The following is a 22,969-nucleotide window of genomic DNA, read 5'->3' on the forward strand; positions in this document are numbered from 1 at the left end:
GTGAATTCCTACCTTTATAGTTTCGACCTAAGATCGCGTAAGAGCAATACGGGAGAGTGTTACAATAACTTTGTATGTGGGTTCGATTCGGAGAAATATCCGAGCTGGCACAACGATCAAAAAAAGAAGGCCGCCGAAATGGCGGCCTAGGTATAGCAAGAAGGACGTCATCCTTTGAACTCAACGTAGTAACGTCGCTTTCAAGGCTGACAGTCACTTTCTAACAGATGCAAGCTGAACGTTATAAATGACAGGTTGTTGTGAGCTGTTCATCTAGCTTCTCGAAGTGATCAGGTCTGTAGAAGCTGTATCAGGCGATCTCCCAGTCCTTGAGGATTTCGTCATTGTGAGCGCCCGGTGATGCCGGCGGCCGCTGAATAGCCCCGGGGGTTTTGGAAAACCTTGGGGCTGGGGCTGGTTGCGTGACCCCCTCGACCTCGACAAACGTTTCGCGCGCCAAATTGTGCGGATGCTGCGGAGCTTCAGCAAGGGAAAGGACGGGGGCGAAACACACATCTGTCCCCTCCATCAAAGCGCACCACTCGTCTCTGGTTTTGGTCTTGATGACGGCCGTGATCTTTTCTTTGAGCTCTGGCCACTGGTCGCGCGCCATCTGGTTTTGAAATGCCGGATCGTCCAGGCCCGCCTTTTCCAGTAGCAGCGCGTAGAACTGAGGTTCGATTGATCCAATCGAAACATACTTGGCGTCGCTGGTCTCGTAACAGTCATAGAATGGCGCACCGCCATCAAGCAGATTGGCCTGACGTTCGTCTGTCCAAATACCCATGGCGCGCATTCCGTAAAACATCGACGTCAGGGATGCTGCGCCGTCTGTCATCGCCACATCAATGACCTGACCTTCACCTGTGTTGCGCGCGCTTATAATCGCGGCAAGCAGCCCAAAGGCGAGGTAAAGCGCGCCGCCTCCGTAATCACCGATAAGATTAAGGGGCGGGTATGGAGCCTCTCCCTTGCGTCCCATCGCGCCGAGCGCACCCGTCAGGGCAATATAGTTCAGGTCATGGCCAGCCGCATGTGAGAGCGGACCCGTTTGTCCCCAACCTGTCATTCGGCCATAAGCCAGTTTCGGATTGCGCTTCAACGCAACGTCCGGCCCTAGCCCGAGCCGTTCCATGACACCAGGTCGAAACCCCTCAATAAGGCCATCGGCTTTTTCAATGAGCTTCAGCGCCGTTTCGATGTCGTCGGCATTCTTCAGATCCAAGGCAATGGAACGACGCCCGCGCGACTCCACATTTGCAGGTGTCGCAGCTCGGCCGCCCCCACCAGCCCGATCAATGCGGATCACGTCGGCGCCGAGATCCGACATCAACATACCGCAGAATGGCCCCGGGCCTATGCCCTGAAATTCCACAATTTTTATTCCGTCGAGTGGTCCGCTTGCCATTGAAGGCCCTCCCTTGCGTCAGTGCGCCGGCTGCGCGCTGTTTGGTTCAAGTTGTGGTCGGGAACATACGCGCGGAAACTGCACTGTGAAGGCATTCCCCAACGTCTATCGATGGTATGCGAAGGCTCAGGACGAGACCAACAGTCCGGATAGCTCTCCAAGTAGATTTCGAACAAGCTTCACACGCCTGTCGTTCTCGGCGGGCGACTGCGATATCACCAGCTTTGAATCTGGACGCAGCCGATACAGGTTCGGTCTCGACCGAACCAGTGCCATCAACTGGCCCGGGTCGAGAGGCGTGTCTTCCCGGAACGCCATAACAATACCCTTCGGCCCGGCATCAAGCTTCGATATTCCCAGCGCTTTGCAAGCGGCCTTGATTGAAGTGATATCCAGGAGTTGCTTGGTCTCTTCCGGCAGAGGGCCGAAGCGATCAATGAGTTCTGCCGCGAAGCCTTCCCTACCTTGCTCTGTATCGATATCAGCAAGCCGACGATAAAGCCCCAGTCGGACGCTCAAGTCCTCGACATAGTCTTCAGGTATCAGAACGGCGACACCCAGATTGATCTGCGGGGACCAGTCATCAGCGACCTCTTGGCCCTCACCACCTTTTCCGGCCTTCAGGGCATTCACGGCGTCTTCCAGCATGGATTGGTAAAGCTCGACCCCTACTTCGCGGACATGTCCCGATTGCTGGTCTCCCAATAGGTTACCCGAGCCCCGCATGTCGAGATCGTGACTTGCGAGCTGGAACCCGGCACCGAGACTATCCAGCGATTGGAGGATTTTAAGGCGGCGCTCGGCACCGGGGGTCATGACCTGATCACGTGGTGTCGTCAAATAAGCATACGCCCGCAGTTTCGAGCGGCCGACCCGCCCCCGAAGTTGGTAGAGCTGCGCAAGTCCGAAACGGTCTGCGCGGTGAACGAGCAACGTATTCGCGCGCGGAATGTCCAGTCCACTTTCGACGATCGTGGTCGAAAGAAGGACATCATACTGGCCCTCATAAAATGCCGTCATAATGTCTTCTAGTTCAGTCGCTGGCATCTGGCCGTGTGCGACAACAAAGCTCACTTCGGGAACGTTATCCCGCATGAAGGCTTCAAGCTCGTCGAGGTCTGCGATCCGTGGGGCGACAAAGAATGCCTGACCGCCCCGATACTTCTCCCGCAAAAGGGCTTCGCGCATGGCAACCGTATCAAACTCCGTTACGTAAGTTCGCACAGAGAGCCGATCGACGGGCGGTGTGGCGATGATTGACAAGTCGCGAATGCCCGTGAGCGCCATCTGAAGCGTGCGCGGAATCGGCGTGGCGGACAGCGTCAACACATGTACGTCAGCTTTTAGCTCTTTCAGCCGTTCCTTGTGCTTCACGCCAAATCGTTGCTCCTCATCAACGATCAGAAGGCCGAGCCGCTTGAATTCCATGGACTGGGACAGCAGGGCATGAGTGCCAACCACAATATCTATCTCGCCACTCGCCAATCCATCCCGCGTTTTCGTTGCTTCGCCCTGACTGACCATGCGGGAAAGGTGGCGCACCTTCACAGGCCAGCTCGCAAACCGCTCGCTGAAGGAATTGAAGTGCTGGCGAGCGAGAAGGGTTGTTGGCGCGATGACAGCGACCTGCATGCCACTCATCGCGGCAACGAAAGCTGCGCGCAGAGCCACCTCCGTCTTGCCGAAGCCCACATCGCCGCAGACGAGACGATCCATCGGCTTGCCACTTGCCAGGTCTTCCAGCGTGTCTTCGATGGCATTCAGCTGGTCGTCGGTTTCTTCGTAGGGGAACCGGGCGGCAAATTCTTCATAAAGCCCCTGCCCCGTCGTTGTCGGCTCGGCGCGTTTGAGTTCGCGTGCAGCGGCAATCTCCAGCAGTTCCGCGGCCATTTCCAGAATTCGCTTCTTGGCCTTGGCCTTGCGGCTCTGCCAGCCAGCACCGCCCAGCCTGTCAATCGCGCTTTCCGCATCTTCACTGCCGTAGCGGCTGATCAGATCGATATTCTCAACCGGCAAATATATCCGATCACCACCGGCATAGCTGAGTTCCAGGCAGTCATGAGGCGCTCCGGTGAGCTCAAGCGTCTTCAGCCCCTCATAGCGCCCGACACCGTGATCGACATGAACGACGAGGTCTCCTGTGTTTAGCGAAGCAGCTTCAGCTATAAAATTCGCTGCCTTTCGCTTCCGCCGAGGGGCGGCAAGCCGGTCACCCAGGACGTCGGGCTCGGCGATGAAGACCAGACCGTCGCTTTCAATCCCTTGCTCGAGCGGAATCTCGACGACGGACAGTCCAGCCGACTGCGCGGCCTCGAGGGAATGGACGATTGGCAGATCAGCCAGGCCGTGATCTTCGAGAACATTCACGAGGCGGTCCGCAGAACCAGCGGTCCAGGCGCCAAAAACGACAGTGCGGCCTTGTTCGCGAACATGTTTTGCGTGTTTTGCAGCCTCCTCGAAGACATTGCAATCTGGCTTAGCCCGCTCCGGCGCGAAATCGCGCCCGGGCCGTCCGCCAAGATCGAAACCACCCGCTCCCGAGGACGGCTGGAACCTTGCGACGCCGCGGTGAGAGAGCGTCGCATCCAGCTCGGCGGGACTGATGTAAAGGTCGTCGGGGGGCAGGACGCGAGCCGGCCGGCCGTCGCTCGCGGCTTCCATGCGCGTTGCGTGATAGTCTTCAGCTTGAGTGCGTCTTTCTGCAGCGGCTTCGCCGGCGAGGTAACCGAAGGCAATCAGCGCATCTTCGCCCATATAATCGAACAGGGTTTCCAGATGCTCGTGAAACAAGGGGAGCCAGTTTTCCAGGCCTTGGCGACGTATTTGGGCCCGGGCCGCTTCATACATCGTGTCACCCGACGGCGCTCCTATGGCTGATAGATACTTTTCCCGAAAAAGGCTGAGCGTTTCGTCCGAGAAGAGAATTTCAGAAACTGGGGCCAGTGCAACAGAACGCAAAGTGCCGGTCGAGACTTGTGTCTCGGCATCAAACGACTTCAGGTGTTCCAGAGTATCCCCGAAGAGATCCAGCCGTATTGGTTCAGCACTCGTGGGCGGAAAAATGTCGATGATCCCGCCGCGAATTGAGTAATCGCCGCGCTCACGTACGGTGCTTGCTCGAACATATCCATTCACATTGAGATAATCGACCAGGGCCTTTTCATCGACACGCTCGCCTACAGCCAGGGAAAAGCTGGCCTTGCGCATCGTTTCGCGAGGCGGCACGCGCTGGACAAGCGAGGACCCGGTTGTGACGACGAGCACCGGCTTGGAGTGATCGCTTGCGTTCGCCAGCCGTGCGAGGGCCGCACACCTTTGAGATGCGATGGCCGGACTCGGGCTCATTCGGTCAAAGGGCAAGATGTCCCAACCCGGAATGTAGATAACATCCATGGTCGGTCGATTGAACTGGGCGATCTTCAGTGCCGTCGACGCCGTCTTTTCGTCTCTTGCAACGTACAATGCCCACTTGCCGGCGGAGTCTATCGCTTGCTGAAGCGCTAACAGATCAAATCCGAATGGCGCACCGGACACGATTGTCGGCGCAGACAAGGCACTGAGAAACTTGCTGTTCGGCATTTGGAGGACGATTTCAGTATTGGCAGATGGACGGAGCGACTGAAAGCCGACACACGGCCGGATCAGGCCCGAGGGTCGTACTCGAAGCTCAGAAGCCGGTCCAGAACGGGGCCTGCATAATTGGGCGGAACCGGCTTGTTACCCACAATCCAAGCGTAGACCTCCCAGTCAGGTGTCGCCAGCAGGCGTTCGAACTCCTGAAGCTCATTTTCAGACATGGCCCCGATATGCTGGTCCGCGAACTGGCCCATGATAAGATCCATTTCGCGAAATCCACGGCGCCAAGCGCGGAAATTCAGTTTGCGTCGTCTCTCGTCCATGACTTTCATTCCGTTTGCCCGTCCGGTGACTTAGTGCAATCCAGCCGCACTTCCCAGAGGCGAACATCAATTGCTCCTGACGGCGCTTTCGCTATTGTCCGGCGCCATGCGCGACGAGCGACTCTTTGCCCTGTTCGAACCTATAGACAGCTTGCCAGGTATCGGCCCGAAGCTGCGCCCGGTCTTCGAGCGGTTGGTGGACGGTGAGACCGTTTGGGACGTTTTGCTGCACCTGCCGGAAAAGTGGCTCGATCGCCGGGTAAAGGCATCATTTGAAGAGTTGGTTCCTGGCGAAGTGGCAACGGTTCAGGGCGAAGTCCACTCCTACAAAGCTCCCTACTCAGACCGCGCACCGCATCGAATACAGCTGTTTGACGGAACAGGGTTTCTAACGCTGACCTTCTTTCGAGCTGACCCCCGATGGTTACAAGGGCAATTTCCGATTGGAAAAGAGCGCATTGTTTCCGGTGTCGTAGGAGAGTTCCAGGGCGAACGGCAAATGTCGCATCCGGATTACATAATAGATCCAGCCAAACCCGAGCGTCCTCCTGCTGTTGAGCCCATCTATGGATTGACAGCCGGACTGTCGAACAAGCGATTTCACAATGCCGCAGTTGAAGCGCTCGACCATGTCCCCGATGACCTCCCGGAGTGGTTGCGCAGCGATTTGCTGGCAGAAAGAAGCTGGCCTTCATTCAAGACTGCGCTGATAGGGCTACATGCACCGGACATCTACGACGAAGCCCGTTTCGCAAAGTGCCGGGAACGGCTTGCTTATGATGAGGCTCTTGCCAGGGAGACCGTGTTTGCCTTTGCACGCCTGTCCCGAAGCCAGAAAGATGCGCCGCCGTTACGCTCGGACAGTCAGCCACTGAATGAGGTAGCGAAGTGTTTGCCTTATAAAATGACGTCGGCACAGATCCGGGCGGTAAAAGAGATTTCCGAGGACCTGGAACAACCGCACCCCATGCGCCGGATGCTTCAGGGCGATGTCGGCGCGGGCAAGACACTGGTCGGAATCCTTGCGGCTGTCAAAGCGGTCAATGCCGGCTATCAGGCGGCCTTCATGGCGCCGACGGAAGTCCTCGCCCGACAGCAGTTTGATAGCGTGGCAAGTTTGCTGGAACCGCTCGGATATCAGGTCGCCGCTCTGACGGGGCGGGACAAAGGCGCAAGCCGCGAAGGAACACTCATTGGCCTTGCCGATGGCTCAATACAGATCGTTGCGGGGACTCAGGCCCTGTTCCAGCAAGGCGTCCACTTTAGGAAACTGGGACTGATCATTGTCGATGAGCAGCATCGTTTCGGCGTCATGGATCGCATGCGCCTGGCGAGCAAAGCGACCGCTCCACACATGCTGGTGATGAGCGCAACCCCTATTCCCCGCACACTGGCTCAGGCCGTCCATGGCGATCTCGATATCTCCATCCTCGACGAAAAGCCCGAAGGCCGTCAGCCCATCGAAACCAGGATAATTTCAGACACTCGTATCGATGAAGTTATCGACGCTGTGGGCCGTGCAAGTGCTCGCAACGAACGCGTTTTCTGGGTTTGCCCACGTGTCGATGCAGACGACGACGATTCCTCCGCCATTCACCGGTCCAGGATGCTGCAGGAACAGCTCAACGTTCCTGTCGGTCTCGTGCACGGCCGCATGCGCGGCGAAGACAAGGACTTGGCTCTGGAACAATTCAGGACGGGTCAGACACGTATTCTGGTCGCCACGACAGTCATCGAAGTTGGCGTGGATGTCCCGGACGCAACAATAATCGTCATTGAGCGCGCGGAAGGATTTGGCCTGGCGCAACTTCACCAGCTGCGAGGGCGTGTGGGGCGCGGCATCAAAAAGTCGTACTGTATCCTGCTGTACCGCCCCCCGCTGGGGGATTTGGCCAAGGAGCGCCTTGAAACCCTGCGGCGGACTGAAGACGGCTTTGAGATTGCCGAAGCCGATTTCCGCCTCAGGGGGCCGGGAGACCTTCTCGGTGTACGCCAGTCTGGCGCAGTCGATTACCGAATCGTTGATCTCGCAGCGCATGCAGACCTGATTCCAGTCGCGCGAACTGATGCCCGTTATGCCATCGAAGGCGATCCCGGACTGACCGGAGAACGCGGGAAGGCCCTAAGCCTTCTTCGCGAGCTTCTCAGCCCCCTCATCCGGGAGCGGCAGTGATCTCTGGTCGTCGGTGTCGTCGGAAAAGTGGTCCGGCACGACGAGACCTGCAGAGAGGATCATTTTAGCCCCTTCCTCGATCGTCATATCCATTTCGATGCACTCTTCGGTCTTTACATACATCAGAAAACCCGAGGTCGGGTTCGGCGTGGTTGGCACAAAAACGCCAATATAGCCTTCCCCGAGCCGCGTTCGAATCTCGCCTTTGGCCCCGGTTGAAACGAAACCGATGCACCATGATCCCCTCTTCGGGTATTCGATCAGGACGACGCGATCATAGGACGATTGCTGGTTATTGGCGATGACTTCGGTGAGTTGCTTGAACGCCGCATAAACGTTCCGAACGATCGGCAATCGGGACAGGATCCGATCAGCCGCGCTGATGACTGACCTGCCGATCAAGTTGGTCGCGACCCCTCCAAGAATTGTCAGGGCTACAATCATCACGAGCACGCCGAATCCCGGGATGGCGTAATTTGTATAAGTCTCCGGCTGTATGACCGGAGGCAGAAGCGGCTTCACCCTGTTGTCGATGAAGTTAATCAGGAACTGCAGAACGTAAAACGTAATAGCGATGGGGGCAGCAATCACCATGCCTGCCAGAAATCGACCTCGCAGCCAGGCCCATAGACTGATCCGCCGGGGTTTTGGATTCATGATCCCGTTCTCGTCCGAGGTCGGCTTTTTGGCCATCAAGGCGCTCCTGAAACTGCGGTCGGTTGACGTTGGAGTATGGCTTGGAGTTGCTCTTCTTTCCGTTAATTGTGGCGAAGATGAGTGACTTGCAAGAATTCCGTCAGCTGCTTCAAACCGTCCTTAAACGGGTATACGGCGATAAGCTGCGTGTCGATGACGTCAACAGGCTGTCCGGTGGAGCCAGCCAGGAGACGTGGCTAATGAATCTTTCGGGCGGTTCGGCGCCAGAAACGCTGATCCTTCGCCGGGCGCCGCAGCGCTCGCAGGATGCACCTAGCTCCGCTGCGATCGGGCTTCCCAACGAAGCGAAAATTATTGGCTACGCAGAAAAGGCAGGCGTGCCCGTTCCGAACGTTGTTTACGTGCTTCAGGAACACGATGGCCTCGGTGAAGGCTACTTTATGAGCCGTGTTCCGGGTGAAACGATCGCCCGACGAATCCTGCGGGAGGACCGTTATGCCGAGGCCCGCTCGGCTCTGCCAGCTCAATGCGGACAGGCCCTGGCCGGTATACATTCGATAGGTATCGGGGATGATCCTGCATTGAATCTTAGCCAGGGGCTGGATCAGTTATCCCAATACGAAGACTTTTACCTCTCCCTCGGCGCGTGTCGGCCGATCTTCGATCTGGCGATGGTCTGGCTGCGGGAGAACGCCCCGGACCCTCTGACGCCTGTGCTGCTTCATGGCGACTTCCGACTCGGCAACATCATGGTCGACGAGACCGGTCTAGCCGCTGTTCTCGACTGGGAGCTGTGCCACCTGGGGGATCCGCGCGAGGATATTGCTTGGATGTGCACCAATTCCTGGAGATTTGGGAACATCGACAAACGGCTAGGCGGCTTCGGAGACTTGGAGCATTTGCTGGACGCATACGCGGCAGATGGCGGGCCCGTGATTTCACCGAAAGATATCGACTGGTGGGAAATGATGGGCAGTGTGAAATGGGGCGTTATGTGCATGATGATGTACGAATCTTTCCGCACGGGCGCAGAGCCGACTGTGGAACGTGCAGCCATTGGACGGCGTGTGTCGGAGACAGAAATGGATCTCATCAGACTGTTGGAGGCACAACGTCATGCATGATCAGCCAAGCGTTCGTGAGCTGGTGCAGGCCGTCAAGAATTTCGTGGACGAAACGGCTATGCCGGAATTGACAGGCAGAGCAGGTTTCCACGCCCGCGTCGCCTCCAATGTGCTAGGCACGATCCTCAGGGACATCGACACGCGCTTTGAGGCCGATGCCAGCGAAAAAACCCGCCTTTTGGACTTACTCGAGGCTCCTGCCGACACATCGCTTAGCAAGCTTAACGAAGACTTGCGCCAGCGAATACGCGCGGGAGAACTCACGATAAGGTCGGATGATTTGATGCGTCACCTAAAAATGACCGCAATTGACCAGCTAAAGGTTGATCAACCCAACTATTCCGCACTGAAGAAAGCCATTGAGGAACCGTGATGCGCAAAGTCCTTATTGCCGCCGCCATACTCGTCGTCGGTTGGTTTGCCCTAAAGGACTGGGCCTATACCGCATTGCAAGGGAAGTCGGACGCAACACCCGAGGCACCAGATTACTATTTTGAGGAAGTCTGGCTATCAAGGCCAACCACCCCAACGTCCGGTGGGTGGCAAGTGCCGTGGGGTATCGATCTGTTCCTGATTGCACCCCCTGTATCGACTCCGATGCCCAAGGGCGCCATAGCCGCCGACAATAATGTGCTGAAAGATGAGTACGAAGCGCTCATTGAGGATTTGGGATTAGCCGACCAGGACCTTGTTATATACGCACCGTCTTACCGGTCACCTTCCCCGGCGTCTTCAAACTCCGAGCGCGATAATGAAATCAAATTCGCTCAGGACGATATCGCAGCCGCGATGAAGCGCTATCTTTCTACGGACAACAGGCTCCGTGGGCTTGTCATTCTTGCAACGCCGGACACAGAGCCGATGCTTTACGCTGCTTTGCAGCAACTTCCGAAATCCCAGGAGTTCCGCGAACGGTTTGGCGGTGTTCTCATGCCATCCCGGAAAGACGAATCCCGTTGGAACGACTTTATTGGCACATGCAGCCCCGCATTCGAGGCGTGCGCGCGGGCGACGACCCTTGTCGAGACAACGGAAAGTCTCAGCTGGCTCACGCCGAACCTTCCCCGGAAAAAGCTCTCCTATGCTGGCGATCCTGGCCTGGGCGACGAAATCGCTACGCGTATGCAGGAGCTCAGCAACTGGCTTGATCTAAATGCCGAAAAACCAGCAGAACCGTTCGACACTTGGGCCGCTGACGAAGTTGTCGATGTCGCGCCAATACATCGCCCGAACGGCGATGAAGACATCTCAGGCGAACGAGGCGACTAGGTTTTTGATCGCTCGAGAATCGCGGTCGTCGATTGTCCATCTACCAGTTTGACGATGTGAACATCCCCGCCATTGGCCTGAACCGCGGATGCTCCGACAATGGTTTCAATCGTGTAATCCCCTCCCTTCACCAGAAGGTCAGGCAAGAGGGACTCAATCAGAGCCTTTGGAGTGTCTTCGGGAAAAAATGTCACGGCATCAACGGCGCCAATGCCCGCAAGCATGCGCGCCCTGTTCTGTTCAGAGTTGATTGGCCGCGTTTCACCCTTCAGTCGTTTCACTGAAGCGTCTGTGTTGATTGCAACGATCAGCCGATCGCACCTGGACCGTGCTTCCTCCAGAAGTGCGAGGTGGCCCGGATGCAAAATATCGAAGCAACCATTCGTGAAGCCCACCCTCAGCCCAGCCGCTTTCCAGGTTCGGACCTGCGCCTGAGCATCGCTCTCAGATAGTATGGGTGCACGCAGATGGTGATAAGCGGGATCAAGCGCCGTCCGGATTTCTTCGGCGTCCACGGTTGCAGTCCCCGTCTTGGCAACGGCTAGCCCCGAAGCCGTAACCGCCAGTGCGACAGAGTCGGCGAGACTGGCGCCGGCGACGACACCAAGGGTCAGTGCGGCCATGCTGGTATCGCCCGCGCCTGATACGTCGAAAACCTGCTTCGCTTCACCGCGTTTGTGAGAAATATCCGAGTTCTCTATCCAGGACATGCCCTTCCCGGCTCGCGTCACAACGATGTTTGTTCCGGGCACCGAGGCGGCAACCGTTCTGAGGGCCACTTCAACCTGGTCGTCTGTCGACGTGGGCAATCCTGTGGCTTGCGCCAGTTCCGACGCGTTCGGCTTGACGAGATGAGCGCCCTCGTAGACGGAAAGGTTCGGTGATTTCGGATCAACGAGCAGAGGAATCCTGTTCTTTCTCGACGCCTCAAGACATGCGTTGAAGGTCGCGGCCGTGATTGCGCCTTTTGCGTAGTCCGAAACGACGACGGCCGAACAAGCCTTTGCGGCCTTCTCGATCGCGCTGATCAGGACCGCTTCACTGATGCCCAATGCTGGAGACGATTCTTCACTGTCGACCCTTAGCAACTGTTGATTACTGGCAACAAATCTCGTTTTGACGACCGTCTCCAGAGAACTGACCTTCGCGAGACGGGTCTCAATCCGTTCATGAGCATTGAGCGACGCTTCAAGAGCCTCGCCCTCAGCATCGTTGCCTATGCAGCCAGCAACGATAACTTGCAGTCCCATCGCAGCCATATTGCGGGCAACGTTACCGGCCCCACCTGGCATCTCCACCGTCGATACTTTTCGCAAGACAGGTACGGGTGACTCCGGCGATATTCGATCCACCGTGCCATATACAAAGCGATCGAGCATCACGTCACCGACGCAAAGGACCGTCTGGCCCTGCGCCTTCGTAATAATGTCTGCAAGATGCTGTCGCATGAAGGGTCTCCGGATGCGCTGACTTCATAGGCCCGTCAGACTTTTCCTATCTAATTCCGTTCAATTGAACCAGAATCGGAATGTGGACCAGCTGAGTTTGATCCAATAGCCGCGCATTCACGTAATTGTTCCTGACACGTTCATTACAGGAGGCCGCTCTGCCCAAAGAAACCCAGCAGCCAACCCTGGTCTGGCTTCGAAATGATCTCAGGCTCACCGATCACCCCGCAATCGCTGCCGCGGCCGAGAGAGGCGGCGAGGTGATCTGTGTCTACATTCTCGAAGAAACGGACGCATTGCGTACGAAAGGTGGCGCCTCACTCTGGTGGCTCGACAAATCTCTGAGAGCCCTTCGCTCTGACATATCTTCGTTGGGCGGGAAGCTTGTTTGCCGCAAAGGCGATCCGGAGAAAATCGTTCCAGCATTGATTGAAGAAACGAAAGCGACATCAGTTTTCTGGGGCAGGCGCTATGGCAAGGCTGAACGCGAGATCGATGGTCGTATGAAGCAGGCGCTTCAGGATAACGGCATTGACGCCAGGAGTTTCAATACAACCCTCCTGACAGAGCCGTGGCAGATCGAAACGGGGTCCGGGGGCTATTACAAGGTCTTTACGCCGTACTGGAAAGCAGTGCGAGAAAGCTATGAGGCGCCATCCACGCTACCTCGACCAGAGAAGCTGGGAGGTATGGGGGTTAATGGTGAAAGGATTGAGGATTGGGGGCTGCACCCAACCCAACCTGATTGGTCCGAAGGTTTCGCGACGATGTGGACTCCCGGAGAGGCCGGAGCCGCTGATCGTTTGTCGGATTTCCTTGATCATGGCGTGCGCGAGTACGAGGATATGCGAAATCGTCCAGACTGTGACGGAACGTCTGGACTGTCACCCCATCTGCACTTCGGCGAATTAAGCCCGGTGCAGGTCTGGCGCGCTGTGAAGTCCAGGATCGATAGCGGTCTCCAACCGGAGAGCAGCGCCTGGTCTTTCCTGTCCGAAATTGTCTGGCGCGAGTTCTCTTATGTTCTTCTGTACTTCAACCCGGATATGGGCTGGGAGAACTACAATCCGAAATTCAATGCCATGCCCTGGAAGAAAGACAGCGCATCACTGACGGCGTGGAAAAAAGGACAAACTGGGTATCCCATCGTGGATGCGGGCATGCGGCAGCTCTGGGCACGTGGCTGGATGCACAATCGAGTGCGTATGATTGTCGCGTCCTTCCTTACCAAACACCTTTTGATACACTGGCGAGATGGCGAGGACTGGTTCTGGGACACGCTCGTGGACGCAGACCCGGCATCCAATTCATCAGGATGGCAATGGACCGCCGGCTCCGGTGCCGATGCTGCGCCATACTTCAGGGTCTTTAATCCCATCACCCAAGGACAAAAGTTCGATGTCAGTGGACGATATGTTCGAGAGTGGTGCCCGGAATTGAAGGATCTGCCGACCAAGTACCTGCATGCGCCATGGACGGCAGACCCCGAAACCCTGAAGCGTGCCAAAGTTGATCTGGGTACCACCTATCCGAAGCCGATTATTGATCATGCTGAGGGCCGTGAGCGCGCACGGTCGGCCTGGGAAGCTCTAAAAGAAAAGCAGGACGCCGCATGAAGAAAATAGCGATTATCGGGTCTGGCATCAGCGGTCTGGGCGCAGCTTATGCACTAAGGAATTCAGCCGATATTACGGTTTTCGAGTCACGCGACCGCGCCGGCGGCCATGCGCACACGGTATCAATCGATTATGACGGAACGCCGATCGATGTGGATGTTGGCTTTATTGTCTATAATGGGCTCAATTATCCGAATCTGACTGGCTTTTTCGAGGCTCTCGGTGTCGAGACCCAAGCCAGCGATATGAGCTTCGCGGTATCCAATCCGGGAGGTTTTGAGTGGGCGTCGACCGCCTATGGCATGTTCGCCCAAAAGCGGAATCTCTTTCGGCCCCGTTTTCATGCCTTCTGGCGAACAATTCTCCGGTTCAATGATGTGGCGCGGGCCGCATTGATGAATGGCGAAGTCACCGAGGAGAGTCTTGGAATTTGGCTGCGTCGGCATGATTTCAGCGACGACTTCTGCCAGAATTATATTCTACCCATGGGGGGCGCGATCTGGTCCACCCCACCGGGCAAGATACTCGACTATCCAGCGCGAAGCTTCTTTCAGTTCTTCGAAAATCACAGGCTGATGCATCGTGAGCGCCCGAAATGGCGCACAGTGTCAGGCGGTTCAAGGCACTATGTGGCCAAGGCTTCAGAGCTGATCGGCGATAAACTGCTTCTTGGCTCAGGTGTTGAACGCGTCACCCCGTTTGGAACGGGCGTCCGGCTGGATTTCGACGATAGGCGAAGCGAAATTTTTGATGAAGTGATCATGGCCACCCATGCCGATACGACTCGTCGTCTCTTGTCTGGCACCTATCCGGAAGCGCAATTCCTACTCAAATCCGTTCACTATCGACCCAACCGAATTTTTCTGCACAGGGATCCATCATACATGCCCCGCAGGAAGTCCGCCTGGGCGAGCTGGAATGTGCTTGGCAAGCATTCAACGGATAACGACATCTGCCTCAGCTATTGGATGAACCGGCTTCAGGGTCTGCCCCGCCAATGCCCATTATTCGTCACGCTGAACCCTGAAACGCCGCCCAATGAGAATCTGGTGTTTAAAGAGGTCGTGTTCGACCACCCGCAGTACGACGGCGCCGCATATGCCGCTGTTCGATCTCTTGAGCGCATCCAGGGGCGGCACGGCATATGGTTTGCTGGCGCTTGGCTCGGTAGCGGATTCCACGAGGACGGTCTGAAGAGCGGCTTGCGGGCGGCCCTATCGCTTGGCGGGCAGGTTGAGTGGGACCCCGTCGGCGTCGAAACGGTTTACCTGCCGGACCGGCACGCGCCAACCCAAGCAGATCGCCGACTATCGGTGGTGAAATGACAACCACGCCGCCTGCTTTGCGACTTCATTTGGGGGAGACGCGCCACAGGCGTTTCACCCCCTTCAAGTCGTCCTTTCGTTATCGGGTCGCAATGATCGATGTCGATATCGACCGACTTGAAGAGGCTAGCCGACAGACACGCCTTTTTTCAGTCGAAAAGCTTGGGCTCTTTGGCTTTCGCCGGAATGACCATGGCTCACTACAGCGAACTGCTTTGCGTCCTTGGGCTGAGACGACCTTTCGCGATGCCGGTATAGAGCCCCCCAAAGGCGCTATTCGCCTGGTTACATTTCCAAGGCACGCCTTCTATAAGTTCGCCCCCATTTCGCTCTGGATCGCGCACACTCCAGAGGGGCACCCCGAGGCGATTTTGTATGAGGTACGCAATACGTTTGGCGAACGTCATACATATGCTGCGTCCCTCCAAGGCAATTGGAGCCGGCACGAAGCCCCCAAGCGGTTTCACGTCTCTCCGTTTTTTGATGTGACCGGCCGATACAGCTTCTCACTGAGGTATGATGCCGACGCATTGCGGCTTGGTGTAACGACGATCCAGAATGGCCGCCCCGTCCATTCGGCCGGCCTTGCCACGTCGGTTGCACCAGCCAGCGACCGCTCTCTCGCCGCCTTGGCGATGCGTATGCCATTCTCCACGATAGGTGTTACACTAGGCATCCATTGGGAGGCAGCGAAACTGTGGGCTATGGGTGCCAGGTACCACAAGAAACCGCTGAAAGTACAAAACGATCCGACACTGGCCCGAACTTCCGGTCAGGAAAATTGAGGACGCAAGAGATGAAAACGGAAAAGATTGTTCCTACCAGCGTTTCAACCATCCGCGCGATGAACGATTTGCCAGCGTCCTTCAAGCTTGCGGGCATAATGCTCTTGCGGGCAGAAAACGGATCACTTCAGTTCAATTTGCCCGACGGCAGGATTGTCTTGTTTGATCAAGGAAAATCGGGTCCACGTGCCGTTGTCGACGTGCATGATTTTTCCTTCGCCAAACGTGCATTGGCCGGTGGCGACATCGGCTTTGCGGAAAGCTACATGGACGGCGCTTGGTCGACTCCCGATCTGACGGCGGTTCTTGAGTTCTTTTCGGAGAACTTTGAGGCGGCCGGCAAACTTGCCGTCGGCGGTTCCGTTGTAAAATTCTTCAACAATATCCGGCACTTCTTCAACAGAAACAGTAAAGCTGGTGCGCGCCGAAATATCATGGCGCACTATGACCTTGGCAATGCGTTCTACGAGTCGTGGCTTGACGACACAATGACCTACTCCTCAGCGCTTTTCGAAAAGCCCAATCTTTCTCTCGAACAGGCGCAAGCAGCGAAGTATCAAGCCATCGCCGACCGTATTGGCGCTGGCCCCGATAGTCATTTGCTTGAGATCGGGTGCGGCTGGGGCGGATTTGCTGAATATGCAGCGAAGGTCCGGGGATCCAAGGTGACCTGCCTTACCATTTCGGAGGCGCAGCGGGCGTATGCAATAAACCGCATTCAGAAGAACGGATTGTCGGACCGCGTCGAGATCCGTCTGGAAGACTATCGCGATCACAGGGGATCCTATGATGGCGTCGCCTCAATTGAAATGTTTGAAGCGGTCGGTGAATCCTACTGGCCCAGTTATTTTGCAAAAGTCCGGGAGTGCCTGAAGGACGGCGCACGGGCGGCGCTGCAGATCATCACGATCGATGACGATCTTTTCAAACGTTATCGCAAGCGGGCCGATTTCATTCAGCACTATATTTTTCCCGGTGGCATGCTTCCAAGCGAATCTGCGCTCAAAGCGTCATTCTCGCAGGCCGGCTTGAGATATGAAGGTGTCCAGTATTTCGGTCAGGACTATGCGAGGACGCTCAAGCTATGGGCTCAGCGGTTTGAAGACGCGTGGGATCACATCCAGTCGCTGGGATTTGATGAGCGTTTTCATCGCCTTTGGCGATTTTACCTGAGTTATTGCGAAGCCGGTTTCCGCAATGGCCGCATCAATGTCGGCCAGTTTCAGGTGTCGTCGGCCTGATCAATAAAGGCGGGATAGACGATAATCAATCTTTTGGCCGCGTGCTTCAAAACTTAGCTGAACCCAACGGTTCTGATCATCATACCACAGATCAACCGTCAGGTCTGAAACAAGCCTGTAGTGCGTGGCCTCTACGGGCTTGCCGTTGATCTGGATCGTGTCCGTGCCCAGCCTGGTCACGCTAGTATCCAGAATTTCCCCATTCTCTGTGGACAAGATCGCCTTACTGAAAACCTGCTGGATGTTCCAATGGCTGGAGGGAATTATCCCTAAAGGCACCTCGCCGGAATAGCCCGATCCGGTCACTTCAAGCGCGTTTCCCTTGACGGAAGCGGTCACGCGCTTCGTGTCGCCGTCATCATTCGTTTGACCGTCGAGGGCGACAAGACGATCTTCATCCCATGTTTCAACGGAGTCCAACGAATAGCGGAACAGCGTGATCGGGCCGAGCCCAGCCTTGAGATCCACGTCAGAGGTGACGATTAGCTGACCGTCTTGTCCGGAATCGAATTTGACAATGTGAGAGCCAAACTTCTTGTCACCTTGGCGGAAAACGTCAAAACGGATTTCGTCACCCGCTTGAGGGCTCCAAGGCTGTGGAGCCTTTGCACTTACCAGCGCTGATTGCTGATCCGGGGTTCCGCTGTCGGCGAACGCAACCCCGGATCCTATGCCAATAATTGCGACAACAGCAGCGACATGCTTCATGTCAGCCTCCAGAATGGTCTCGGCGACCGGGCGACATAGCAAGTGCAGGCGCACTGACCGAGTGCGGCGGGCCTATGTTTAACCCCGGGTATAGCAAGTAGGATGTCACCTTGCTGGTATGATCCGTGCCCATCTTCCAAAGCGCCTTCCAGAATGACCGTCGCTTCCAAAGCTGAGTGGCCATGGGCAAATACGTTTTGCCCCGGTTCCAGCCGCATCAGCTGCCCGGAAGCGCTCGAGACATTGGAATACCGGACGCCGGACAGTCCACGCCTCCACCGTACCTCTTCGTAGTCCATGTGGATGATATCCAGAGCAGCCGATACGGCTGCATCGTCTTGCGCCTGCTGACCAGGGTTTGCGTCGTCTTCAAGAAGCACTTCTCTCACGCTTTCCCAGAGCGTAGCCGCCTCGTCTCCACAGCTCGACATAAGTCGATGGATGCTTGCCGCGACCTTCAGACTTGGCGCCAGGTTGCCGGCTGCATAATCCAGCATAAATGCGTGATAGGTGTCTTGCGTCGTCATCCCGCGGAAACTTCCCTTTTCGTGATAACTTGCTTTACGTCGCCGAATGCATTTCGGATCACCCCGCAGAGTGTTGTCACTGCATGGCGTGGCAGCTAAACGGGTTCGAAGACTGGAGTGTAGACATGGTGCTGAATTCGGTTCTCGATGCTATCGGGAATACCCCGCTGATCAAACTCAAACGCGTTTCCGAACAAACCGGTTGCACAATCCTTGGGAAGGCGGAGTTTTTGAACCCGGGCCAGTCTGTCAAAGACAGGGCTGCTTTGGGCATTGTACGCGATGCTGAGGAATCCGGCCTGTTGAAGCCGGGCGGCACGATCGTGGAAGGCACTGCGGGCAATACCGGCATCGGCCTCGCACTTGTCGGCAGCGCACTTGGCTACCGTGTTGTTATCGTGATGCCACGAACACAAAGCACGGAAAAAAAGAACGCAGTCCGGTTGCTGGGGGCCAAGCTCATTGAAGTCGATGCTGTTCCCTATTCCAATCCGAACCACTATGCCCGTTATTCAGGCCGGTTGGCAGAAGAGCTCGCCAAGTCGGAGCCGAACGGAGCGATTTGGGCCAACCAGTTCGATAACATCGCGAACCGCGACGCCCATTACAATACAACCGGTCAGGAAATCTGGACGCAGACTGAGGGTGCCGTTGATGGTTTTATCTGCGCCGTCGGATCGGGCGGAACGCTTGCCGGGGTTGCAAAGGCGCTCAAGGAAAAGAACGCCGACGTGAAAATCGGTATCGCCGATCCAGGAGGCGCTGCGCTCTACCAGTATTACAATACCGGTGAACTCAAGGCCGAAGGCACATCGATCACTGAAGGAATTGGGCAAGGTCGCATTACCAAGAACATCGAGGAACTCGAGGTCGACTACGCCTACCGCTGCACGGATACCGAAGCTCTGGAAATCCTGTACGATCTCATTTTGCACGAAGGGCTGTGCCTGGGGGGATCAGCTGGTATCAATATCGCCGGCGCTGTACGCTTGGCGAAGGATCTTGGACCTGGGCATACAATCGTGACCATTCTCTGCGACTACGGCAATCGATACCAGTCCAAGCTTTTCAATCCGGAATTCCTTCGCTCAAAGGATCTGCCTACGCCCCCATGGATGGAGGACTAAACTCATGACCTCCCCGCTCGTCTCAGCCGCCTGGCTCAAATCCAATATTTCGGCACCCGACTTGCGCATTATCGACGCAAGCTGGTTTCCTTCATGGATCGCGTCGGCTAATGCCGGTCGCGCCGCATATGAGCGAGGCCACATACCGGGCGCCGTCTATTTTGATATTGACGACATTTGTGCCGAGGAAAGCGACCTGCCCCACATGATGCCCGACTCGGTGAAGTTCTCTTCCCGGGTCCGCAAACTGGGCGTTGGGGACGGCAACCGCATCGTCGTCTACGACTCCAATGACTTCATTGCCTCCGCAAGGGTATGGTGGATGTTCAGGGTCATGGGACATGAAGACGTCGTAGTCCTGGACGGCGGATTACGAGCGTGGGAAGCGGAGGGAGGCGATCTTGAGGATCTCCCTCCAATTGTCACTGGGGGACGGCATTTTACACCCCGCGTGCAGGCACACCTCATAAAATCCCGGGAACAGGTCCGCGAAGCATCGTCAGGTGCGACGCTTCCAATTCTGGACGCCAGGCCTGCCGGACGTTTTAACGGCACCGAGGACGAGCCTCGCGCTGGCCTGCCTTCCGGACATATCCCCGGCAGCGTCAACATTCCATCCGCGAAACTGGTCGCCCCTGATGGTCGTATGGCTGATGAAATCCAGCTAAAAAAACTCTTCGACGACTACAGAGCTGGGCCGGTTGTTGCCACTTGTGGCTCTGGCGTTTCTGCAGCCGTGCTAGCGCTTGGACTGGCTCAATTGGGCAACTGGGAAGCGGCGCTGTATGACGGTTCCTGGACTGAGTGGGCGAGCGACAAGGATAATCCGGTAGAAACGTCCACAGCATGAAACGATCCACCCGCCTCATTCATAACAGAGCGGGTACCGGTCCGAGACGAACGGTGAATCCACCGCTTGAGCGCGCCTCTACGGTCATTTTACCAGATGCTGCCTCCTTGTACTCGCAGAACCCCGCCTATGGCCGGATGGGACTGTCAGTTCATCAGGAGCTCGAAGCAGCGCTTTGCACGCTGGAAAAAGCCGATTTCACCAGGCTGACTCCGTCGGGCCTAAGCGCATGCGCCGTTGCCGCCGCAGCTCTGGTCAAGGCAGGTGACCGCATCCTGGTATCAGATTCCATCTACGGTCCTTCCCGTCGCTTCTGTGAGCGCCGTCTAAAGCGCATGGGAGTTGAATCTGAGCGCTTTGACCCTCGAAATCTGGGTCAGATCGAAATGCTCATGTCTGAGGGCGCCGCCGCAATTTTTCTGGAGTCGCCGGGCTCGTTGACATTCGAAATCTCGGATACGCCCGCGATCGTTACCCTTGCGAGGGCACACAACGTAAAAACGATAATGGATAATACGTGGTCTGCCGGTGTCTTTTGCCAGCCGCTCGACCTCGGTGTCGACGTCTCGGTACAAGCCTTGACCAAGTATGTTGTTGGTCATGCTGATGCTTTTGGCGGCGCAGTCATGACAAACGATCCCGGCATCGTGCGGGAAATTCGAGACCTGACGGAGGACTGGGGCATCTCAATCGGGCCCGATGACGCTTATTCAGCCCTCAGGGGCACCAGGACGCTCGAAACCCGCCTCTCGCAACATCAAGCCTCGGCGCTCCAGCTTGCGAATTGGTTGAGCGGCGTGCCAGGCGTCAACCAGGTTATCCACCCTGCCCTGCCGTCGCATCCCGATCACGCACTTTGGCTGCGCGATTTCAGCGGCAGCTCCGGCCTTTTTGGCTTTCTGCTCGATGCTTCAAACCAATCAGAGCTCGATGCCTTTCTTGGTGCGTTGGAACTATTCAAGCTCGGCTTTTCCTGGGGCGGCTTCGAAAGCCTCATTATCCCTTGCGATGCGCAGCTTACGCGGTTGAAATCCGATTGGACGTCCGAGAAAAACGGACAGCTGTTACGCGTTCATGCAGGCCTTGAGGACCCTGACGATCTCATTGCCGATTTTCAGCGCGGTTTCGATGCACTAAGCCGGAAAAAAAATACTTGATTTGAGGCACATTTTTACATATTTCCACCGCCGACAAGCAAGCGAGCTACGACGGTCCCGAAAGGGCGTCAGTACGGGTGAGCCCAACTGTCTTCACTTCATCACTGGCCGAAAGCCAGTCATGCATGCCGAGGATACTTGGATGACGCCCAACAAGTTCGCTTTTGCGACGATGCAGAGCCGTAAGGATGTCGCGTTCGACACCGGCCTCTATAATTATTATGATCGGAAATTCGGGGACTATCGGGCCGCTATTGCGGAACTCATAAGGCCCTAGCGGGCTCGCGCCCGCCGAACCATGCCGCGTTTGATCCGTTAGTGGATTGAGCAGTCAATGAGTTCACTGGCGAACTGCCAGTTACAAATCCGAATCTTTCCGATCATGTTCAAGTCTGATTACGCCACATTGGCGCGTCCCGCCATTCTTCCCGATTCCACAAACCGCTCCGGCCTTCCGGCTTTCGCGAGCGTGGGAGACGTTCTTCGCGCTTATGAAGGCGACGATGCCATCTTTGTCCTGTATCCCAAAAAGATCGCGGCGGCAGCGCGAACATTCCTGAACGGATTCCCGGGGAAAGTTATGTACGCCGTTAAGGCGAACCCGCACCCGACTGTTCTGAAGACGTTGTGGACGGCGGGCGTTCGGCACTTTGACGTCGCCTCGACCCGCGAAGTCGATCTGGTGAAGGCAATAGCCCCGTCTGCGAAGCTGTTCTTCATGCATCCTGTAAAGTCGCGTGCGGCCATTCGGCATGCTTATGCCGAGGGTGTTCGCGATTTCTCATTCGACTGCATCGACGAACTTCATAAGATTCTCGAAGAAACTGGCTATCCAGGCGACCTTAACCTCCATGTTCGTCTTGCATTGCCAAAAGGCGATGCAGTCATGCCGCTTTCCGGCAAGTTCGGTGCTGATCGCAGCGAAGCCGTAGACCTGTTGACGTCCGCCCGGCCACACGTGGCGATGCTTGGCATGACGTTCCATGTTGGTTCGCAATGCCTGAATACCGATGATTATGGCCGTGCTCTCGCCTGGGCGAGCTCAATCGCTGACGAAGCCGGAGTTGAAATCGACTCAATAGATTGCGGCGGCGGCTTCCCAGTTGCTTATCCTGGTATGTCTCCAAGGCCGATGAGTAATTATTTCTCGGCCATAAAGGAGGCTCTCGCGGTTCACGGCTTTGAGGACATACAAGTCCTCGGAGAGCCTGGGCGCGCGTTGTGCGCCCAAGGCGGCTCGACCCTTGCCCGTGTTGAGCTTCGCAAGGGCGCCGATCTTTATCTGAATGATGGAAGCTACGGTTCACTGTTCGATGCAGCCCAGTGCGCCTGGAAGTTTCCGGTGAAACTTCACCGTTCAGCGCCCCGCGAAGCGGATAACAACACTGCATTCCGTTTCTTTGGGCCTACCTGTGACAGTCTCGATGTCATGGAAGGGCCGTTCGAACTGCCCGGAGATGTTGAAGAGGGCGACTGGATCGAGATTTGCCATCTTGGTGCCTACGGCCAAGCCCTGGCTTCCCGGTTCAACGGTTTCTTTTCGGAGACAACTGTCGCCGTAATGTCCTAACTCACGTCAGTCAGGCGCCTCTGTCAATTCTCGAAAGAGGCGCCTGTCTGGACCCTACCCTCGCCGCCCGCTAGAAGGCGAGCGA

General features: G+C 56.4%; 20 protein-coding genes. 13 read left to right on the forward strand and 7 right to left on the reverse strand.

All coding sequences use genetic code 11. The features are described from left to right. Positions 1-310 precede the first annotated feature (310 nt). From D1227_RS17745 to D1227_RS17755, 3 genes are all read right to left on the reverse strand, one after another. Positions 311-1,408, reverse strand: a complete 1,098-nt coding sequence (locus D1227_RS17745) for a CaiB/BaiF CoA transferase family protein (protein WP_119405643.1) — start codon at positions 1,406-1,408, stop codon at positions 311-313. Positions 1,409-1,534: 126 nt separating this feature from the next. Beyond that, complete coding sequence (mfd, locus tag D1227_RS17750; RefSeq protein ID WP_119405644.1) at positions 1,535-4,987, reverse strand: transcription-repair coupling factor; 3,453 nt, start codon at positions 4,985-4,987, stop codon at positions 1,535-1,537. 62 nt (positions 4,988-5,049) lie between these two features. Beyond that, on the reverse strand, positions 5,050-5,307 hold the full coding sequence (locus D1227_RS17755; RefSeq protein WP_233349867.1) for a succinate dehydrogenase assembly factor 2: 258 nt from the start codon (positions 5,305-5,307) through the stop codon (positions 5,050-5,052). A gap of 70 nt (positions 5,308-5,377) precedes the next feature. On the opposite strand from D1227_RS17755, the gene recG reads away from it, so the two are divergent. Then, entirely contained in the window at positions 5,378-7,480 is a 2,103-nt protein-coding gene (gene recG / locus D1227_RS17760) for an ATP-dependent DNA helicase RecG (protein ID WP_233349869.1), read from the forward strand. On the opposite strand, the gene D1227_RS17765 is transcribed toward recG, so the two are convergent. Then, positions 7,430-8,173 (reverse strand): DUF502 domain-containing protein, encoded by a 744-nt coding sequence (locus D1227_RS17765; RefSeq protein WP_119405645.1) that lies wholly within the window; start codon positions 8,171-8,173, stop codon positions 7,430-7,432. The two genes, recG and D1227_RS17765, sit on opposite strands and share 51 nt — an antisense overlap. Positions 8,174-8,217: 44 nt before the next feature. Between D1227_RS17765 and D1227_RS17770 the strand changes: the two genes are divergently transcribed. The 3 genes from D1227_RS17770 to D1227_RS17780 are packed head-to-tail and all read left to right on the forward strand — an operon-like array spanning position 8,218 to position 10,530. Continuing rightward, on the forward strand, positions 8,218-9,261 hold the full coding sequence (locus D1227_RS17770; RefSeq protein WP_233349871.1) for a phosphotransferase family protein: 1,044 nt from the start codon (positions 8,218-8,220) through the stop codon (positions 9,259-9,261). Beyond that, positions 9,254-9,634 carry a DUF6285 domain-containing protein gene (locus D1227_RS17775; protein ID WP_119405646.1) on the forward strand — a complete coding sequence of 127 codons (381 nt, stop codon included), beginning with the start codon at positions 9,254-9,256 and terminating at the stop codon, positions 9,632-9,634. The genes D1227_RS17770 and D1227_RS17775 overlap by 8 nt, the downstream gene beginning before the upstream one ends. Continuing rightward, a complete protein-coding gene (locus D1227_RS17780; protein ID WP_119405647.1) occupies positions 9,634-10,530 on the forward strand; it encodes a DUF3089 domain-containing protein in 897 nt (298 codons plus the stop codon). The genes D1227_RS17775 and D1227_RS17780 overlap by 1 nt, the downstream gene beginning before the upstream one ends. Here the strand turns inward: D1227_RS17780 and rfaE2 are convergent. Further along, positions 10,527-11,978, reverse strand: coding sequence for a D-glycero-beta-D-manno-heptose 1-phosphate adenylyltransferase (gene rfaE2 / locus D1227_RS17785; RefSeq protein WP_119405648.1), 1,452 nt, complete (start codon positions 11,976-11,978; stop codon positions 10,527-10,529). The genes D1227_RS17780 and rfaE2 overlap by 4 nt on opposite strands. 125 nt (positions 11,979-12,103) lie before the next feature. Between rfaE2 and D1227_RS17790 the strand changes: the two genes are divergently transcribed. Genes D1227_RS17790 through D1227_RS17805 form a run of 4 tightly spaced genes read left to right on the forward strand, consistent with a single transcriptional unit; the run spans position 12,104 to position 16,945 of the window. Beyond that, positions 12,104-13,594 carry a cryptochrome/photolyase family protein gene (locus D1227_RS17790; RefSeq protein ID WP_233349873.1) on the forward strand — a complete coding sequence of 497 codons (1,491 nt, stop codon included), beginning with the start codon at positions 12,104-12,106 and terminating at the stop codon, positions 13,592-13,594. Beyond that, positions 13,591-14,919 carry an NAD(P)/FAD-dependent oxidoreductase gene (locus D1227_RS17795; RefSeq protein ID WP_119405649.1) on the forward strand — a complete coding sequence of 443 codons (1,329 nt, stop codon included), beginning with the start codon at positions 13,591-13,593 and terminating at the stop codon, positions 14,917-14,919. The genes D1227_RS17790 and D1227_RS17795 overlap by 4 nt, the downstream gene beginning before the upstream one ends. After that, the gene (locus tag D1227_RS17800) at positions 14,916-15,704 is read left to right on the forward strand and encodes a DUF1365 domain-containing protein (protein WP_119405650.1); all 789 of its coding nucleotides are present in this window, start codon (positions 14,916-14,918) and stop codon (positions 15,702-15,704) included. The genes D1227_RS17795 and D1227_RS17800 overlap by 4 nt, the downstream gene beginning before the upstream one ends. Positions 15,705-15,715: 11 nt before the next feature. Beyond that, the gene (locus D1227_RS17805; protein WP_119405651.1) at positions 15,716-16,945 is read left to right on the forward strand and encodes an SAM-dependent methyltransferase; all 1,230 of its coding nucleotides are present in this window, start codon (positions 15,716-15,718) and stop codon (positions 16,943-16,945) included. Here the strand turns inward: D1227_RS17805 and D1227_RS17810 are convergent, their stop codons facing one another. Then, positions 16,946-17,653: a DUF6134 family protein gene (locus D1227_RS17810; RefSeq protein ID WP_119376718.1), complete on the reverse strand. Its 708-nt coding sequence runs from the start codon at positions 17,651-17,653 to the stop codon at positions 16,946-16,948. It abuts the gene before it with no gap. Further along, entirely contained in the window at positions 17,650-18,180 is a 531-nt protein-coding gene (locus D1227_RS17815; RefSeq protein WP_119405652.1) for a cupin domain-containing protein, read from the reverse strand. The genes D1227_RS17810 and D1227_RS17815 overlap by 4 nt, the downstream gene beginning before the upstream one ends. 125 nt (positions 18,181-18,305) lie before the next feature. On the opposite strand from D1227_RS17815, the gene D1227_RS17820 reads away from it, so the two are divergent. From D1227_RS17820 to D1227_RS17835, 5 genes are all read left to right on the forward strand, one after another. Further along, a complete protein-coding gene (locus D1227_RS17820; RefSeq protein ID WP_119405653.1) occupies positions 18,306-19,307 on the forward strand; it encodes a cysteine synthase A in 1,002 nt (333 codons plus the stop codon). Positions 19,308-19,311: 4 nt separating this feature from the next. Then, positions 19,312-20,157, forward strand: coding sequence for a sulfurtransferase (locus tag D1227_RS17825; RefSeq protein WP_119405654.1), 846 nt, complete (start codon positions 19,312-19,314; stop codon positions 20,155-20,157). Beyond that, positions 20,154-21,314 carry a cystathionine beta-lyase gene (metC, locus tag D1227_RS17830; RefSeq protein ID WP_119405655.1) on the forward strand — a complete coding sequence of 387 codons (1,161 nt, stop codon included), beginning with the start codon at positions 20,154-20,156 and terminating at the stop codon, positions 21,312-21,314. Before D1227_RS17825 ends, metC begins: the two co-directional genes overlap by 4 nt. Before the next feature lie 142 nt (positions 21,315-21,456). Beyond that, positions 21,457-21,591 (forward strand): hypothetical protein, encoded by a 135-nt coding sequence (locus D1227_RS20380; RefSeq protein ID WP_267896314.1) that lies wholly within the window; start codon positions 21,457-21,459, stop codon positions 21,589-21,591. 57 nt (positions 21,592-21,648) lie between these two features. After that, on the forward strand, positions 21,649-22,884 hold the full coding sequence (locus tag D1227_RS17835) for a type III PLP-dependent enzyme (RefSeq protein WP_233349874.1): 1,236 nt from the start codon (positions 21,649-21,651) through the stop codon (positions 22,882-22,884). Positions 22,885-22,969 lie beyond the last annotated feature (85 nt).

This window comes from Henriciella mobilis (assembly GCF_003576315.1).
Lineage (GTDB): Bacteria > Pseudomonadota > Alphaproteobacteria > Caulobacterales > Hyphomonadaceae > Henriciella > Henriciella mobilis.